10 protein-coding genes and 1 pseudogene are annotated in these 17,248 nt (G+C 66.9%); 9 read left to right on the top strand and 2 right to left on the bottom strand.

Annotated elements, in window-relative coordinates; all coding sequences use genetic code 11:
* Positions 1 to 12 precede the first annotated feature (12 nt).
* Positions 13 to 873 carry an isocitrate lyase/PEP mutase family protein gene (locus tag GNX71_RS19560; protein WP_206173851.1) on the top strand — a complete coding sequence of 287 codons (861 nt, stop codon included), beginning with the start codon at positions 13 to 15 and terminating at the stop codon, positions 871 to 873.
* Between the two features lie 64 nt (positions 874 to 937).
* Positions 938 to 1,597: a hypothetical protein gene (locus tag GNX71_RS19555; RefSeq protein WP_206173850.1), complete on the top strand. Its 660-nt coding sequence runs from the start codon at positions 938 to 940 to the stop codon at positions 1,595 to 1,597.
* 139 nt (positions 1,598 to 1,736) lie between these two features.
* On the opposite strand, the pseudogene GNX71_RS33570 reads toward GNX71_RS19555, so the two are convergent.
* A pseudogene (locus tag GNX71_RS33570) lies at positions 1,737 to 1,916 on the bottom strand (IS3 family transposase); the annotation flags it as partial.
* Between the two features lie 183 nt (positions 1,917 to 2,099).
* Positions 2,100 to 2,741, bottom strand: coding sequence for a GntR family transcriptional regulator (locus tag GNX71_RS19550; protein ID WP_206173849.1), 642 nt, complete (start codon positions 2,739 to 2,741; stop codon positions 2,100 to 2,102).
* 336 nt (positions 2,742 to 3,077) lie between these two features.
* On the opposite strand from GNX71_RS19550, the gene GNX71_RS19545 reads away from it, so the two are divergent.
* The 7 genes from GNX71_RS19545 to GNX71_RS19515 all read left to right on the top strand — a co-directional run bounded on the left by GNX71_RS19545 (position 3,078) and on the right by GNX71_RS19515 (position 17,212).
* The gene (locus GNX71_RS19545) at positions 3,078 to 4,145 is read left to right on the top strand and encodes a TauD/TfdA family dioxygenase (protein ID WP_206173848.1); all 1,068 of its coding nucleotides are present in this window, start codon (positions 3,078 to 3,080) and stop codon (positions 4,143 to 4,145) included.
* Positions 4,146 to 4,201: 56 nt separating this feature from the next.
* On the top strand, positions 4,202 to 5,077 hold the full coding sequence (locus GNX71_RS19540) for an ABC transporter substrate-binding protein (protein ID WP_206173847.1): 876 nt from the start codon (positions 4,202 to 4,204) through the stop codon (positions 5,075 to 5,077).
* 9 nt (positions 5,078 to 5,086) lie between these two features.
* Positions 5,087 to 6,226 (top strand): amino acid ABC transporter permease, encoded by a 1,140-nt coding sequence (locus GNX71_RS19535; protein ID WP_206173846.1) that lies wholly within the window; start codon positions 5,087 to 5,089, stop codon positions 6,224 to 6,226.
* Positions 6,227 to 6,241: 15 nt separating this feature from the next.
* Complete coding sequence (locus tag GNX71_RS19530) at positions 6,242 to 6,985, top strand: amino acid ABC transporter ATP-binding protein (protein WP_206173845.1); 744 nt, start codon at positions 6,242 to 6,244, stop codon at positions 6,983 to 6,985.
* Between the two features lie 469 nt (positions 6,986 to 7,454).
* Complete coding sequence (gene sctL, locus GNX71_RS19525; protein WP_206173844.1) at positions 7,455 to 8,060, top strand: type III secretion system stator protein SctL; 606 nt, start codon at positions 7,455 to 7,457, stop codon at positions 8,058 to 8,060.
* A 63-nt stretch (positions 8,061 to 8,123) separates the two neighbouring features.
* Positions 8,124 to 14,528, top strand: a complete 6,405-nt coding sequence (locus GNX71_RS19520) for a DUF4781 domain-containing protein (RefSeq protein ID WP_206173843.1) — start codon at positions 8,124 to 8,126, stop codon at positions 14,526 to 14,528.
* On the top strand, positions 14,438 to 17,212 hold the full coding sequence (locus GNX71_RS19515; protein WP_206173842.1) for a hypothetical protein: 2,775 nt from the start codon (positions 14,438 to 14,440) through the stop codon (positions 17,210 to 17,212). Before GNX71_RS19520 ends, GNX71_RS19515 begins: the two co-directional genes overlap by 91 nt.
* The last annotated feature ends 36 nt before the right edge of the window (positions 17,213 to 17,248 follow it).

Genomic DNA, 17,248 nt, shown 5'->3' with positions numbered 1-17,248 from the left:
GGAATTTTTCGAATGTCCACCCGCAAGCAACTCAAATCCTTCGCCGAGGCCCGCCGCGGCCTGATCGTTCCCGGTGCATTCAATGCGCTCTCGGCCAAGGTGGTCGAAGACCTGGGCTTCAAGGCGATCTACATCACCGGTGCCGGCGTCACCAACATGTGGTTCGGCATGCCCGACCAGGGCTTCATGGGGCTCGCCGAAATCGCCGACCACACGGCGCGCATCCGCGATGCGGTGTCGGTGCCGCTGATCGTCGATGCCGATACGGGTTTCGGCAATGCACTGAACGTGCGCCACACGGTGCGCACGCTCGAGCGTGCGGGGGCCGACTGCATCCAGTTCGAGGACCAGGTGGCGCCCAAGCGCTGCGGTCATTTCTCGGGCAAGGAAGTGATTTCCACGGAGGAGGCGGTCAGCAAGATCAAGGCGGCCGTCGATGCGCGGCAGGACCAGGACCTCCTGATCATGGCCCGCACCGATGCGGCCGCGGTGCATGGCTTCGAGGCTGCGGTCGAGCGGGCGCAGAAGTTCGCGGAGGCGGGGGCCGACATCCTGTTCGTCGAAGCGGTCACCACCGCGGACGAGATTCGTGCACTGCCGCAGCGCCTTGCCAAGCCGCAGTTGATGAACATGGTGATCGGGGGCAAAACGCCGATCTTCAATGCGACGGATCTGGGCGAACTGGGTTACGGCATCGTGCTTTACGCCAATGCGGCGCTGCAAGGGGCCGTTGCCGGCATGCAGAAAGCGCTGACGGTGTTGCGCGATGAAAAGCAGGTGCTGGAATCGAGCGGGCTGGTCACGACTTTTGCCGAGCGCCAGCGGCTGGTGGGCAAGCCGGAGTGGGATGCGCTGGAGAAGCGATATACGTGATGGGGTGCTGCACCTCACGCGCTCAGCAGCGCTCGCCCGAAACGAACTTCTTCGGAAAACACACATGACACTTTTGACACGACAGCTTCTCGAAGAGATGGAGAAAGATCAGGCGCTCAAGGCCCACTATGCGGGGCGCGGCGCATTCTTGAAGAACAAACTCATTGCGATTCCTGTGCTGATCCTGTTCTCCTGCATCCTCGTCCTATGGGGGTTGTACGAACTGAAGATGCTCCCGACCCTGTACACCGCGATTGCGTCGGTCGTGGCGATCCTCGCCGCGATAGCGATCAACCGGATTTTTGTTCGATCCAAAGCGGCTGTGATTCAAGATATCGATCAAGTCCCTGTGGTCCTGGCGCGAAAGATCTATGGCAATGACAGGGACGGCAACTACTACGCCATCTATAGCAACGGGCAGCATAGGCACAGCCATGAGTTCATCGACCGGGTTGCGCAGAAGATCCTGTCCATCGACGAGGAGCCGGATCCGAAGATCCGGCAGCGGATCAACCAGCTGTTTGCGGAGCGTCTCTCGGGGGTGGGGCCTCGCGGAGCCCAGCTTCCCATCGAGTTCACGTTTGGGGAGCCGGTGTATCACGCTGAAGTCAATCTCGCGCGTCTCAGGGACGTCGTCGCGCAGAACGACGACCGCTTTGCAATGATCGTGTTCGATCCGTTTCAAGTCGCGGTGATCGAGGCTGCACACCTCGCACGGAATTGAACTTTCAACCGTACGCACAACTGCGATGGCGGTGGATGCCTGGGGTGCGGACTTGTGCACGGAATTCACAAGTCGTTCGAAAAACAGCAGGCTTTTGGGGGGAATGCGAATGCCTCCACCGATCACGACGCAGTCGAAGGCCCAGCAGACATTGATCCTCCTTGCCACGAAGACTCATCGGCTCGACCTTCCAGGCGTAATAGCCGCTGAGGTGAACGGCCATGACCTTGCATAGCCTGCGAACGCCGTGATCGCCTTCATGACGCTCGATGAATGTCTACTTCACCCGGACTGCTTGGCAAAGCACGCTGCGGCCTTTCTAAAAAACACTCCGCGTCGGCGCTTCTTGTAGGGTGAAGCGGAACCCTGCGGCACGACGGTGCAATTGCTTGCCCGCTTCGACCTTGAATTCTTCTACATCACACTTGCCCATGGGATCGCACTCGCGCGGCGGCACCAGGCTCGCGTGCCTGACCGACGGGCCTGCGGCGCCGACGTCCGGCTAGTCTTGCAGCGCGGCCTGCGTGTGCTCGATGTGCTTCTCGAGCAACGCCACGGCGAGCGGAATGTCTTTCGCGATGCAGGCCCTCAGGATCTGCGTGTGTTCGGCCTGCGATGACTTGCGTCCCACCTTGTGCGACTGCAACGCCCGGAGGTGGCGAGCGATGCCTCGCACGCTCTCCTCGATCATCTTGAGCAGCTTGTCGCGACCGCAGGGGCGGTAGAGCGTCAGGTGGAATTCGAGATTCAGGTCGGCCCACTCCTGTGGCGACTCGCTGCCGGCATAGCGCGCGATGATTTCCCTGGCGGCGCGGTGGTCTGCGGGGCGCAGGTTCGGAATCGCCAGCTTGAGCGCTCTGGTTTCCAGCGCGATCCTGATGTCCAGTGCTTCGACCAGGTCCTTGATCGACTGCGATGCAACGGTCGATCCCTGGTGGGCCCGATGTTCGATGAGGCCCTCGGCCTCCAGGCGCTTGAGGGCCTCGCGAACGGGGATGCGGCTGACACCGAAGCGCTCGGCGAGCGCCTGCTGCTTCAGCTGCACGCCGATCCCCAGTTCGCCGCTCAGGATGAGTTGCCGCAGGGATTCCGTGACGGAATCGGCCGAGAGGATCTGATCGCCGATCGGTGCCTGGACCGCCATTCGAACTCCCTTGTTGTCTTCACCATGAACAGCGCGGAATTCTACGGAAGATCCAATTTCGGATCCGTCACTCGGTAGAGCAGATCCTGGATTGGATCCAATCTGGAACGCTTCTTGCTCAATATCTTCATAAAGGCGAGAGCGAAAGCAAAGGCCCTGAAACCGTGCGCTGCGCCCCATATTGGATCCAATGTTGGATTTAATCATGGAGCCATTCGGTAGGTGTTTGCCCTCGATTGGCCCCTGCCCCGGTTGCGGCGGGCGCGACTAGCTGCATAACATCGGCGCCTGTCTATACATCCGTAGACAAAGCCACATCATCTTTCTGGAGAGTTCATGTCCGAGTCGAGTTATCTGAACGGCACTTGCGTTTGGTCTGGTGCTGAGATGGGCCAAAACCATCGATGGGTCAAACAGTTTCCCTCGATCGTTCTCGCGCAAATCGATACAGCGTTGCAGAAGACGGAGGGGCTCGATTGGCGCAGGATCGATCGCCAGAACTTCCCGCTGCCCGATGCCGCCGCGTTCTTCGACGAGGTTCGCGAAGAGCTGGAGAACGGCTCCGGCATGGTCAAGATCCGCGGCCTCGACGTGAGCCGCTACGACCAGGAGCAGCTGCGCCGGCTCTGGTATGCCTTCGGTGCCCATCTGGGCACACCGATGTTCCAGAACTACCGCGGCGAGGTCATGCGCGAAATCAAGGACGAGGGGATGGGCGTCGGCGCGAAGCTCTACGGGGCGACGGTCGACGAACATGGCAAGCAGTTTCTGTCTTCCGGTGCCCGCACGCTGTCGCCGGGACAACTGCGCTTTCATACCGATCGCTGCGACGTGGTCGGGCTGCTGTGCGTCCGCCAGGCCTCCGAAGGCGGCGTCAGCAAGCTCGCCAGCAGCGCGACCGTCTACAACAGGATCCTCGAGCGACGGCCCGATCTGCATGCCCTCTTGTGCAAACCGATTCCCCGCAGCCGATTCGGCGAGGAGGCCGGTGGCGAGCACGTGGCCTACGATCTTCCGATCTTCGGCGTGCGAGACGGCAAGCTCACGAGCCACTTCTCGCTGACCTACATCGAGAACGCGCAGATGCTGCCCGGTGTCCGCAAGCTGAGCGATGCGGAGCACGAAGCCATCCAGATGCTGATGGATGTCGCCGAAGAAGAATGCTTCGAGATGCGCTTCGCGCCCGGCGACATTCAACTGCTGAACAACCACGTCATCTATCACGGCCGCACGGCCTTCAAGGACAACGTCCAGACCGGCGAGGATCGCATGCTCATGCGGCTGTGGCTTTCGGTGCCCAACTCCCGCGCGCTGCCCGGCGACCATGCCGTGCTGTGGGGCGATGTCGCCTCGGGCAAGCCGCACGGCGGGATCGCGCAGCCCGCGGCGGCGCTGACTGTCTGAAGCCAAACATCCAACACTGCCGACCCTCGATTCCAATCAACCCACGGAGCCCCGACATGAAATACCTCAAGAGCCAGCGACCCACCTCCAACGCCAGGCCGATCGCCTCGGTACTTGCCGCACTGATCGTGAGCGCCGCCTCGTGCGCGGCCTTCGCGGCACCGGACTACGGCAAGTGCGAAGTCTCCGGTCAGCGGGGATCGGTGAAGCTGGAAACCGCGGTTGCGGGCGCGCTGTCCGTGCGGCCCGTGCTGCCTTCTCCGGGCTGGTGGAACGGGGACTCGATCGACACGATCAAGGACGGGTTCGAGTACTGCATGGCCGCCAACATGGCCTACCGCGCAGGCCTCGATCGCGTGGTGGTGGTGAACCGCTCGTTCGCGCAGATCCTCACCGGACAGGCCCAAGGTTTCGACATCGCATTGAGCCAGATCACCATCACCGACGAGCGCAAGAAGGTGGTGAACTTCACCGACCCGTACTTCAGTTCGGACCAGGGGATCCTGGTGAAGGCCGGCGTCAAGGTCGACAAGGAGAGCATCAAGAAGCTGCGCCTTGGCGTGAAGCAGGGGACCACCATCCTTGGCTATCTTGCGGAGAACGTCAAACCCGTGGAGCAGCCCAAGGTCTTTGCCGAAGCGGCCGCGATGTACGCGGCGCTGGCGGCCGGCCAGGTCGATGCCGTGCTGTACGACACGCCCAACCTGCTGGCGCGCGCCAAGCAATCGAACGGCCTGTTCGAGGTGGTCGGCCGCTACGACACGGGTGAGCGCTGGGGCGGCCTCGTCAACAAGGACTCGGTGAACATGCCGACCTTCAACAAGCTGATCGAGGAGATGAAGCGGGACGGCACGTTCGCGCGATTGGCGAACCAGTACCTGACGCCCACGCTCGGTGCCGATCCCACCAAAGTGCCCGTCTTCAATCCCTGAGACCCGACCATGAACAGTGCAACGAAGCAGTCCGCCGGGATGCCCTCCCAGGTCACGGGGCAGGAGCGCCGCCTGAACATCGGAGGCATGCCGAAAGTGCCGCTGGTGCTCTTTGCCTTTGCACTGGTGGGCGTGCTTCTCGTCGTCGCGGCCAGCTGGTACACCATCCACTCGCTGCGTGAAGCGCTGAGGGGCAGCGCCTGGGATGGCTGGTGGATATCGGCGGGGGCAGGGGGCCTGGCGATCGCGTCGCTCGCGGTGGTCTGGCCGCTGGTGCGTGCGTTCCATCGCTGCCGGGGCGTTCGGGCGGCGGCGGGCCGCATGGATGTGGTGGCGGCGCGCATCGAGCGGTCCGACGCTCGCGTGCAGAGCTGGATTGCGCTGGGCTACACGCTGGCGCAATTCATCGTGGTGCTGGGCTTTCAGTTCCTGCTGGCCAACAACCAGGCGGTCGCCAAGACCTTCTTCCTGGTGCCGTTGATCGTCAAGACATTCCCGCTGGTCCTCGATGCGTTCTGGGTCAACGTGAAGATCTTCCTGATCGCGGAGGTCCTCGTGCTGGTCTGGGGATTGATCGTGGCCCTGGCGATGTTCGCTCCGGGGGCGGCAGGAAAACCCTTGCGCTTCATCGCCACCGCCTACGTGGACGTGTTCCGGTCGATACCGGCCGTGCTGGTGATATATCTCGTCGGCTTCGGTCTTCCGTTGACGGGCGTGCCCATCCTGAAGGACCTGTCCCTCACGACCTATGTCGTGGTCGCGCTGACGCTGACCGTCGGTGCCTACGTCGCCGAGATCTATCGTGCGGGCATCCAGAGCGTTCACTGGAGCCAGACGGCCGCTTCCCGGTCGCTGGGGCTGTCGCACATGCAGACGCTGCGCTTCGTGGTGGTGCCGCAGGGCGTTCGCCAGATCATTCCACCGCTTCTCAATGCGTTCATCGCGCTGCAGAAGGACACCGCGCTGGTCAACGTGGTCGGGGTCGTCGACTCGTTCAATCAATCGATGATCGTTGCCTCGAACTACTACAACCTGTCCGCCGCAACCACCGTGGCGCTGCTCTTCATCGTCATCTCCATCCCCCAGACGCGCTTCGTGGAGCGCATGGCCCGCCGTGATCGCGCCCGCATGCGCGCGGGCAACGCCTAACCGAGTTCCAGCAACATGTCCTTTATCGAGATCCGGGAAATTTCGAAGTCCTATGGCGAGCTGCCGGTGCTCAACCGGCTGGCGATGTCGGTCGAGGAGCACCAGGTGGTCAGCCTCATCGGTCCGTCGGGCTCCGGCAAGTCGACGCTGCTTCGTTGCATCAACGGCCTGGAGCCCATCGATTCGGGAGAGATACGGGTGCACGGCGACCGCATCACGGGACCGGGCGTCGATGTCAACTCGCTGCGCCGCGACATCGGCATCGTGTTCCAGGGCTACAACCTGTTCCCGCACATGACCGTGCTGCAGAACGTCACGCTCGCGCCGATCCAGGTCCTGAAGCAGTCGAGGGCAGAGGCCGAAGACCGCGCCATGGAATTGCTCCAGCGCTTCAGCCTCGCGCACAAGGCGAAGGAATATCCCGATCGCATGTCGGGCGGCCAGCAGCAGCGCGTCGCGATCGTGCGTGCGCTGGCCATGGATCCCATGGTGCTGCTGCTCGATGAAATCACTTCGGCGCTCGATCCCGAGCTGGTGTCGGAAGTGCTGAACATCGTGCGCGACCTGGCGAACGAAGGCATGACCATGCTGCTCGCCACCCACGAGATGGGTTTTGCGCGCGAGGTTTCGTCGAAGGTGTGCTTCCTGTGCGACGGCGTTGTCTGCGAGGAAGGGCCTCCGGAACAGATCTTTGCCGAACCGCAACGGGACCGGACCCGTTCGTTTCTGCGCAGCATCCGGGAGGCAAAGCGCATCTAGCGCGAACGATCGTGGAATGGCCGGATGCACCCTGCTGCGGCAGGCGCGGCTGGCTCTACTCTATATAGTGCGGCGCTGTCTTGAAATGTTCGGGCGAAGCACTGCGTGACATCGTGACGACGTCCCACACACCGCTCGCGCCGACGGTGTTCCAGCAGAACAAATCCCCATCATCCGAAACAGCCCTGGGCAGTAGGCGGCCTGGCTCAAAGAAGAACGGGAAGACCTCCGGATAGCTGGTCCGGAGTTCGCGCAGCGCCGGGAGCCGGATGAACCTCTGGTCCAACAGGTTCACATGTGGGCCTTCCCTCAGGATCGAGCGTGTCGCGTGTCGCGTGGCCGGCCTGGACGCGCCTTTTGCTAACTATCTACAAGTTCGACACGGGCCTGGTTGATATCGTCGCCGCGTGCCGCAAAACCGCACGGCAGTCCGCGAGGCGGATGTCGATCACGCAATCGAAAGACCGCAATGGGCCTGCCTTTTCTGATCACCACCGACAACCTGCAGCTGCTGAGCGAACGCAAGGTCCTCAAAGAGAGCGACTACGCGGCGCTGCGCGATGCCAAGTCTGTCGTGGAGGCCGCGCACCGGGAGGCCGACAACGTCGCGAGGCGGGCCATGCGCGAAGCCGATGCAAGCCGGCGGCAGGGCTACCAGGAGGGCCTCGAGCGCGCGAAGGCGCGGCACGCCCGCGAACTGCTGTCGGACGCCGTGGCGATCGAGCGGCAACTGCGCGCGCTGCACAGCGAGATGGCGCAGATCGTCGTCAAGGCCGTGGGCCAGTTCGTCGCCGGCTCCGAGCGGAGCGCGCTGCTCGAAAGTGCGCTGCTGCACGTGGACACGCTGATTCGCAGTGAATCGGCCATCCACGTGCGTGTGGACCCGGCGCAGGTGCAGGGCATGCGGGCCGTGCTGGACGGTCTGCACGGCGACAGACGCGAGGTCGCGAATGTGCGACTGGTGCCCGATCCGTCGCTGGCGCCGGGCGCCTGCATCGTGCAGACGGCGGCCGGCACGCTCGAGATCGGCGTCGACGCGCAACTCGAGGCCTTCCGCGCCGCGGCAAGCGACTGATCCGCGGCCGCATCCGTCCGCGTCTTGCGGACTCACTCCCCTTTCAAGGTTTCACGATCCGCCATGGCCATCCCTTCGAACCCAGCCCTCTCCCACATGTCGGCCCAGGCCACGCTCGAGCACGCGGCCGCCGTTCGTCGGGCCGAAGAGGCACGGCAGCGTGCCGAAGAACAGGCGCGCATCGCCGCAGCGGAAGCCAGGAAGGCCGCCGAGGCCGCGCGCAAGCTCGCCGAGGAACTGCGCAAGAAGGCCGACGAGGCAAGAAAGGCGGCCGAAGCCGCCGAAGCCAAGGCCGAGAAGAGCAGGGCAAAGGCGGACAAGGTCGAGGCGCGGGAGTTGCGCACCCAGGCCGACAAGGACGAGACCGCGGCGCTCAAGTCCGAGGTATCGGCTCATCTGGCTGAGAAGAAACAGGGGCTCGCCGATTCCAGGCTCGACGATGTGCGCCAGCGCCGGCCGAACGACGCGCCCTCCGAAGCCACGCTGGCCGCGCAGGCTGACGTGAAGGCGGCCGACAAGACCATGGCCCTTTTCGAGCCGCCGGTGGACGGCAAGGCGGGCACAGCCGCCGCGCCGAAAGAGGCGAAGGGGTCGAACAGCCTGCTCGACAAGATGAACAAGGCGGCCGATCCGGTGTTCGATGCACAGGTCGCCGGCGTCAAGCCGGCCAAGGACGATGTCGCCGCGCTCGACAAATCGGTGAACGAGTGGCTGGCTGCCGCGCAGCAGGACATGCGCGCGGCCGCGGTCAAGGCACAGGCGCAGGGCAAGGACCCGAAGGAGGCGATAGGGAACGAAGCGGCGAAGCTGCGCGATGCCATCGACAAGGACGGCATCTTCGAGCCGGCGCAGATGGGCAAGGAGATCGATGCGGCCGGGGATGCGGTGAAGTCCGAATCCCCCGCCATGCGCCAGTTGCGCAGCGAGCAGTGGGGTGTCGAAAGGGAAGGGCAGAAGCAGCTGGCCGAGGGGCGCAAGGCCGCGAAGGCGGCCGACGCTGCGGCCGGCAAGGCCGAGGCCTCCGCGAAGCGCTTCGACAGCGGCTCAGGCGGCAACGGCGCGACCGTCACCGACCATCAGAACGCCAGGCAATACGCCCGGGACGAAGCCGCGCGTCTGCGCAGCCTTGCCAACGAAGCCAACCGGCATCTCGACGGCCTGGTCAAGCGCTACGGCGGCACCGCGCCCGATCCCGAGGACCCGAACAGGCCCCGCGATTTCGTGGGCAGCGTCCCCGCCGACTACAGCGCTCGCGTGGCCGACCTCGAGGCTGGCGAGGCCTTGCGCGACTACGAGCAGGCCAAGGCGAGCGCCGGCCCCATCGGGCCGTACGCGCAGCCCCAGCAGAAGCAGCTGGATGCCGCCAGGGAGGCGCTGGACCTCGCGATCGACGCGCGCAGCCTCATGCATGCGATGCGCGACGACGCCGCCGCGGCGCTGGAGCAGAGCGACAGCGCTGCGGAGCTCCAGGACGCCGATGCCGCCTACGAGGCCGCGAAGGCGGCTCAGCCGCAGCCCTACAAGGTGAAGCACCACGGCAACTTCCTGCAGGGCGATCGCGAGACCACCGAATATCCGGAAGGCTACGACCTCACATTCGACATCGTCCCCGGTCAGAAGGGGGTGGACGAGAAGCAGGTCAAGGACATCGACGGCAAGCTCTACTACATGCTCGACCTCGGCGGGGACGAGGACGTGAAGATGGAACTCCATCCGGTGGTCGAGCGCCTGTGGGCCGCGCACCGCAAGGCCGATGCCGCCGACGCACGCGCGGCATCCGCCGCCAAGGCCCTGGGCGAAATCCAGAACGACCTGATCGGCAGCGAAGGCCGAGCGCCGAACATCGATGCGGGGCGCTTCACGAAGGATGCGGCCGGCATCCGGGCGCGCCTGGCGGATGCCGGCGGCAAGGTCGACACGGTCCGCGCCGGCTTCGGTCCGAAGGGCGGCCATCCGCAGGGGCCGTACGCGCCGCCCGAACCGCGGGGCCCCAGGAGCACGCCGACCGAGATGGGCGTGGCGCTGCAGGACCAGACCGCCGCGAAGAAGGATGCCGCCGCGCTCGAGGCGATGCAGGACCTGCGCCAGGCGCAGTACGACCAGCTCGCGGGCAAGCAGATCGCCGACGCAGACCTCGCCGGCTTGCGCACCAGGGCGCGCGATGCGCAGCGCGCGGCCGATGCGGCGAAGCCGGGGCTCGACCCCGAGACCGAAGCCGACATCGCCGACAGGAAGCTGCCGGCCGCGCGCGATGCGCTGCAAAAGCAAGCCGACAAGGTCGCCGAGCTGACCGCGCCGGGCAGCAAGGCATCGCAGGCCAGCAGGGACCAGGCGAAGACCGCGTACGACAGGCTGGACCTCGTGGTGCGCGACCACGAGACCCTGCTCGAGCTCGAGCGCGCCAAGCAGGCCGCGCTCGGCGCGCGCTACGCGTACGACACGACGGATTTCGCCAGGCCCGCCAAGACCCAGTTCGAGGAGAAGCGCTACGGCTCCACGTTCGGCGACACGATCGAAGACCAGGTCTACCCCGAGGACTACGACCCGACCTGGAGCATCCTCCCCGGGAAGGACGGCGGGGTCGATCCCAGGGGCCTGCCCAGCGGCCTCTCGCCCGAGGACGTGGAGGTCAGCTTCAACCCCTGCGGCAGCGTCTACACCGTGCGCTTCAAGAAGAATTCGGACATCTCGGGGCGCGAGAGCGACCTGACCATGGGCCACATGGTCAAGGAGGGCAGCTATGAGATGCACCCGGCCACCGCGAAGCTCTGGGACGCCACCAACACCGACAAGCGCAGCGGTGGCGGCCGGCTGACGCGTGCCCAGGATGCGCGCGACGATGTCGTGAAGGCGCGCCGCCAGATGGCCGCCGACGCGCCACCGGCCAAGGACGCAGCGCCGCTCCGGGGACCGGACGGCAAGCCCGTCCCGGCGCTGCACCTTGCCGACGACCTGACCTCGCGCAAGAAGGAGGTCGACCAGAAGGTGGTCGACGCGAGGAAGACGCTCACGGGCGCCGAGGCCGCGCTGGACGCCGCCTCCGGCGACAGGACGCGCCTTGCCCACGAACGCGACGACGCCCGGGCGAGCGTCGCCATCGCCGAAGCCGAGCGGACGGCGGTCGACGATGCGCTGATGTGGCAGGGCGCCAACCGCGCGCGCCAGCAGTACGACGCCAACGAACGCGCCGGCCGGTCGCCCGGCTCGTATGGCAAGGCCCCGAGCGAGAGGGCGGACGAGCTCCACGCGCGGGCCGAGACATCGCGCAACGCCTGGTACACCGCGCGCAACGCGCACTACAAGGAGGTCGCCACGCGCGAGCTCGACGCGGCCGAAGCCGCGCACGATCAATGGAAGAAGGCCCATCCGGGCATGTCCGAGAGTGGCAGCGAGACCTGGGAGGCGCTCGCGGCGGCCAGGGCCAGGGACAAGCACGCCGATCGCTGGCGCGCCGCCGGCGCGCTGGATGCGGCCGACGCCATCCAGTACCGCACGCTCGCCGACAACCTGAGTCCCGAGCTGCATGACGACCCGCGCGCCATGGCCGGGGTCTTCAACGAGTTCACCCGGGAGCTCGCCCAGCCGCTCGTCAATCGACACTTCGTGGAGAACGGCGGCCTGCCGGCGCAGATGGCAAACCGCACGCACCTGCGCAACGTGGTGGCTGATGCACTGGGGTGGCCGCCGAGCGTCGAGCTCGATCCGCAGGCGCCGGCCACGAACGACCGGCTGCGCCGCAGCCAGGACCTGTACGGCGGACTGCCCAAGACGCAGAAGGAACTGCTGGAGAAGATCGCCGACCGGATCGTCGAGGACGGCGGCAAGAACGCGCGGGTGACCGTCGTGCCGGTCGTCTACGGCCTGGAGCGGGACGATGGCGGCATCGTCAAGACGGCGATCTTCAAGGTCCAGAACAAGGACAGGCCGGGCGAGGTGGAGTTCGTCGACGAACAGGGCTGGACCTATGACAGCGTGGACGACTACCGGGCCAACAACAGCCTGCCGGCGCAGGGCGTCAAGCTCGCCATGCCCAGCGACGGCGACTTCTCGCTGGACGACAAGGGCAACGTGAAGCTCTTCGTCGGCGACGCGCGCACCGAGACCGGCTGGGAGACCTTCAGGCGCGAGACGCCCGTGGACTGGGTGGTGGCCGGCGTCGGCCTGGTGGCCGGCGTGGCGCTGGCGGTCGGGTCGATGGGCACGCTGGCCGCGCCCGGCGCGATGATCGCCGCGGGCTCGCTCACCCTGCTGACGGCGGGCTACGGCTTCACCACCTCCGCCATGAACCTCGCCCAGAGCGCCAGCCATGGGCAGAGCCTCAACACCGCGCAGTCGCGACTGGACATGCTCAACATGGGCCTCTCGGTGCTTACGGTGCCGGTGATCGGCGCCTCCACGCGGGCGACCGTGCAGGCCATGCGCGCGCGCAATGCCTTGCGGGCGGCGACCGCGGAGGCCGGGCGCAGCGGCGGCAGCGCGGCGGTGGCCGAGCAGCACTTCCAGGCCTTCCAGCGATTGACGGACAGTGCGAAGGCCTGGGGCGAGCCCGTCAGCGCCCTCACGCGGCCGTTCAGGAACCTGCCTGTGGGCCTGCTCAGGCGGACGGGGCCGCTGGACATCGGAAGCGCCGTTGCGCTGGAGGAGGGCGCGCGCTACCTGCACAGCCAATGGAACGACCTCGAGGGCAGCGAGCGCGCCAACCAGCTCGGCATGCTGGCGATGAACGCGCTCGGTTTCGCCTCGGGGCCGCTCGCCAGGGGCTATCTGCGCGTGCACAACACCACGGTCTCGCACTTCGGCGCGAACGGCAGGATCGTCGATCCGTCCGGGCCCGCGGGCGCCAATGCGGCCACGCATCGCCCCGCGGCCGGCTCGGTGCCCGGCATGCGCAGTCCGGCCGCGGCCCCCGATGCCGACGCGGCGGCCTTGCCCGCGGTGCCGGCCGCAGCCCGCAAGCCCGTGTCGCCGACCCCATCGGCCGACAACAAGTTCGACCTGGCTTCGGTGGCTGCGGTGAAGCTGCCGCTGTCCCGGGCGCTGCCCAGGCTCGACCTCGCGGCCGGCGCCGAGGGCGCAACGGCCCCAGGGGGAGGGCGCGGCCGGCCGCATGCATCGCGCCCTGCAACGGAGTCGGCGCAGCGCTCTCCGACGGACGTTGCCGACCCGCCCTGGCACCGTGTTCGATCGCCGCGCGAACAGGAGCGCATGAAGGCCGTCCACGATCCCCTGGCGCCATTTCGCGAATCCGCTGCGCCGGCTCCGGCTCCGGCTCCGGTCACGGTGCGGCTGGAACTGCCCACGGCCGGTCATGTCGTCTACAAGACGATGCTCGATGCGCTGACGATGAAAGCCGCCCTGACCCCGCGATCCGGCGAGGGCTGGCAGATCACGCACGGCGCCGAACATGGACTGGGGCGCACCGTCAATCCGACCAGGTCCAGGACCTCCTGTGTCAACTGCATGGTCACGTTCGACCGCATGCTGGGCCATCCGGGGCTCCGGATGCAGGCCGTGCCGTCGGCGGGGAAGACGCTGGACCCGGTCCGCGCGCTCCACGGCGACATGCCCGAGCGCAGCTTCGCCAACGCTGGGGACGCGCGGGCCTACGTGGCTTCGCTGCCGCCCGGCTCGCGCGGCTACGTGGTGCTCAACGGGCACGCCATGGATTCGCACGGCTTCAACTTCGTCAGCCGCAAAGGCCGGCCGCCGGAGTTCGTCGACGCGCAGGCGGGGCGGGTGGTGGACGATTTCGAGGCGCCGAGCATCCAGGTGCTGGTCACGCACAGGGGCGGGAGCACGCCGGTCGACACCACGGTCATCTCGGGCAGCCGGCTCGCGAACTACCAGGACGCTGTCGCCGCGACACCGAATCCGAAGGAACCGGTGGTGGCGGGCCTGCCGCGCGGCCTGCGGCCGTCCGGCGAACATGCGCAGGTCCAGGCGCGGCTGATGGCGGACGCGCCCGACGGACGGACGCGGTTCGTCGTCGCCCAGAACCGGCCCGTGGAGTTCCTCTTCGGCACCGACCCTCTCCCCGCGAAGTCCAGGAATACCTTCGCGACCTTCAAGCGTGCGGCCGCGGCGGCCGAGCGGATGGGGGGCGCCACCGTCTATCGCGTCGTGACTCCGCCCGACCAACCCCTGGTCACGAAGCGGGGGCAGGCCGAAGTCGCCGAGATCGAAGGCGCGCTGCGCGTGAACGCCAACCGGACCCTGCAGCCGCAGCGGTCCTCAATCCGCTGCGGGCCAACGCACGGCCGGCCTACGCCGGTGAGTCGACGCTGGCCGATGTGCAGGCCGCAACGCGCAAGCCGACACAGGCGGACATCGATCAGACGCACTACCTCGCCAGGGCGGGCGCACCCGACGGCCATGCCGTGCGCGACATTCCTTTGCGCCAGCGCTTCTCGAAGTGGGCGCGCGGCGATGCCCGGCACTTTCTGGGCGCACCGGAATTCGACGGCGTGAGTTTCGTGCTGGCCCGCGACGCAGGCCTCCTGAATCCCAAGGAAGGCGGCCCGGCCGCGCGCATCGAACTGCTGGACCGCTCCCATGTGTTCTCGGATTTCGAGTCGGCGCGCGCCGCTGCCGCCGCCATCGCGAAAACACAGCCGATGCCGCCGACCGCCGCTCCGTCGGGATTGCGCAGCTGGATGAATAACCTGACCCAGGCAGGTCGCGTCGTGCCAGGCGCCGCTGGCCACGATCTGGTCGGCGTGGTGCGCCTGGTTGGGCCCAAGACGCAACTGGCCGAGGTGGCCGCCACGGGCACTTTCAGGACCGACCAGGTCGACGGCATCGTCGGCATACGTCGCGACGGCGCCATCCATCCGATCAGCGTCAGCAACCGCGCGGCCGCGCATGCGCCCAAGCCCGGCGACGTCTTCGTCGATCCGAACAAGACCTTGGCGCAGAACGACAGGGTTTTCTCCCGGCGCGACAAGGTCAAGCTCGCCGCGAAGACGACGGGCTACATCATGGGGACCGGCCTGGTCTTCTACGCCGGGGTGCGCCTGGGCGGCGGCAGCCTGGGCTGGAGCATGGGCAGCGCATCGCTGGCCACCTATGTGGGTGCGCGCGACCTGATCCTGCGGCATGCCTTCCACGCATTCATGTACCGCGGCGCCGCCGCGGGCCTCAAGCAGGGCACGAAGATCCGGTTGACCAAGCACCTCGATGCCGAGCACCAGGACCTCTTTGCCCAACTGCGCAACATCGGCGACAAGGACAAGCGTGACGCGGCCCTGTTCCAGCTGGCGAGCCACCTCGACTCCTGGCACGCGACCCGGCGCGGCATCGGAGGGGGCCGGACCGACTACCGCCAGGCGCTGGCGACCCTGGCGCACGATCCGACCCACCAGGCGTCGCTTGATACGGTGACCAAGGGCGTGATCGAGCTGGGCGCGCGCCAGGTTACGGGCAGGCGCGGGATGCTGCACCGCGTGCCGCCGGCACTGCGCGAACGGTACGCGAAGGCGCTGGGCGAGTTCCAGGCCGATCCCCGCAACGCCGCCGCGGCGGCGTTCCTGATGACCGCGCCCGACGTGAACCGCGCGACCCAGTACACGGGTGCGATCCGCGGACGGCTGTTGCGCAACGTGCCCGGCGTCGATCGCCAGCGCTATGCAGCCGCCGTCGAGACGCTCGCCAGCAGCACCAAGGCGGCCGAGATCGACGCCGCGCTCAAGACCCTCCAGGGCCTGCCGCTGGACACGGGGCAGCGCCACGCGACCGGCGCGCGCGGCGCGTTGCGCGGCATCCCCAAGGCCGATCGCCATGCGATCCACCAGGCGGCCGAAACCCTGCGCGCGAACCCCTCGGACGAGGGGGCGGCAAAGGTGCTGGATGGGTCGCCGGGCAAGATCATGGCGCAGACGTCGCCACTGGGCCGGACCTTGCTCGGGATGCGCGTCACGAGCTTCGCACTGAGCAATTCCGGCGGCAGCCGCCTCTACCTCAACAACATCTTCGATCCCGCCGCCCAGCAATGGAGGTGGGACCAGGGCACGCTCGATGGCGCGCGCAACTGGGCCGGCAACGAAGGCAGCATCCATTTCACCTGGGCCAACATGACCGGGCTCGGCGCGAGCGTCGCCGGCCGCTACGCGTCGATCGTGAAGGCACGCTCGGGCAAGGACATCGAAGCCAGGGGCACCCAGGCATCGGACAAGCCCCCGCCCGCGCATTCCATTCCCGTCGGCAAGAACGGGCGACCGGTTCCGCGGTACGAATCCACCGAGGACTACAGCTTCGTGCGGCGCTTCATCGTGGGATTGGGCGATACCAAGGCGCTGATGCACACCGGCCTGAACGACAAGGGAGAGCCGTTGCTGAAACCCTCGAAGGTCGCCCGGCTGCCGCAGTTCTCGTCCTGGGGCGACGCGACCGGCGTGATCGGCATGGGGGTCGGCGACGCCATCCTGGGGGTCATGTACTTCAAGGCCGGGCTGCACGAACTCGCAGGCATACAGTTGATGAAGGTGGGCGCGAGCGGCGTCCTGTTCAGGGCCCTCAAGCGGGATTACCTGAGCGAGGCCAGGGCCAACCGCGGCATGGGACCCATCGTGTACCAGTCGCGGCTGACCAGTTATTTCAACGCGCCGCTGGGGACGGCCAAGCTCGATCCGACCAAGGCCTCGGAGGGCTGGATACGCCGCGGCCTGCCGCCGCTGGTGGTGCTGGCGCCCGGCGTGGCGGCGCTGGTCGCCGCTTCGGAAATGTCGCTGGCGGAAACAGAAAAACTGGAAGCGGCCGGCGTCTCGATACCGGGCAGATCTGCGGTCTCCGCGCCGTCGAAATCGCTGGCACCGGAGTCCTCGGCCCCGCCTGAACCTGCGCCTGCACCCAGTCTCACGCGACCGGCGCCTCCGCCGGTGGCGCCGACCACCAGGCCGCAGCCGCCCGAAACCAGTCCCGACCAACCCGCTCCCGCCACCTACTGGCGGGTCGACGGCGGCGTCCTGGAACGCTCGAGCTTCAGCCGCATCGCGCAGGACAAGGGCAAGCGCGACAAGGAGGAGTTCAGCGAAGCGTTGTCGCAGTTGTTCAATCTCAACCCGCGCTACAGGCCATCGCTGATGGACGGCGTCGTCGAGGTGCGCAGGGACGACCCCGACTACCTGCTCAACGGCACGAGGATCAGGGTGGAGTAAGGCAGGGAGCGGGGCGCGAAGTCGGACGCGCGGAGC

This window comes from Variovorax sp. RKNM96 (assembly GCF_017161115.1).
GTDB lineage: Bacteria > Pseudomonadota > Gammaproteobacteria > Burkholderiales > Burkholderiaceae_C > Variovorax.
This window is presented reverse-complemented; position numbering and strand designations above follow the sequence as displayed.

Bases quoted from the DNA above. Each gene is read 5' to 3' on its own strand.
- GNX71_RS19560 (WP_206173851.1), top strand. From the start codon at position 13: ATGTCCACCCGCAAGCAACTCAAATCCTTCGCCGAGGCCCGCCGCGGC.
- GNX71_RS19555 (WP_206173850.1), top strand. From the start codon at position 938: ATGACACTTTTGACACGACAGCTTCTCGAAGAGATGGAGAAAGATCAG.
- GNX71_RS19550 (WP_206173849.1), bottom strand. From the start codon at position 2,741: ATGGCGGTCCAGGCACCGATCGGCGATCAGATCCTCTCGGCCGATTCC.
- GNX71_RS19545 (WP_206173848.1), top strand. From the start codon at position 3,078: ATGTCCGAGTCGAGTTATCTGAACGGCACTTGCGTTTGGTCTGGTGCT.
- GNX71_RS19540 (WP_206173847.1), top strand. From the start codon at position 4,202: ATGAAATACCTCAAGAGCCAGCGACCCACCTCCAACGCCAGGCCGATC.
- GNX71_RS19535 (WP_206173846.1), top strand. From the start codon at position 5,087: ATGAACAGTGCAACGAAGCAGTCCGCCGGGATGCCCTCCCAGGTCACG.
- GNX71_RS19530 (WP_206173845.1), top strand. From the start codon at position 6,242: ATGTCCTTTATCGAGATCCGGGAAATTTCGAAGTCCTATGGCGAGCTG.
- sctL (WP_206173844.1), top strand. From the start codon at position 7,455: ATGGGCCTGCCTTTTCTGATCACCACCGACAACCTGCAGCTGCTGAGC.
- GNX71_RS19520 (WP_206173843.1), top strand. From the start codon at position 8,124: ATGGCCATCCCTTCGAACCCAGCCCTCTCCCACATGTCGGCCCAGGCC.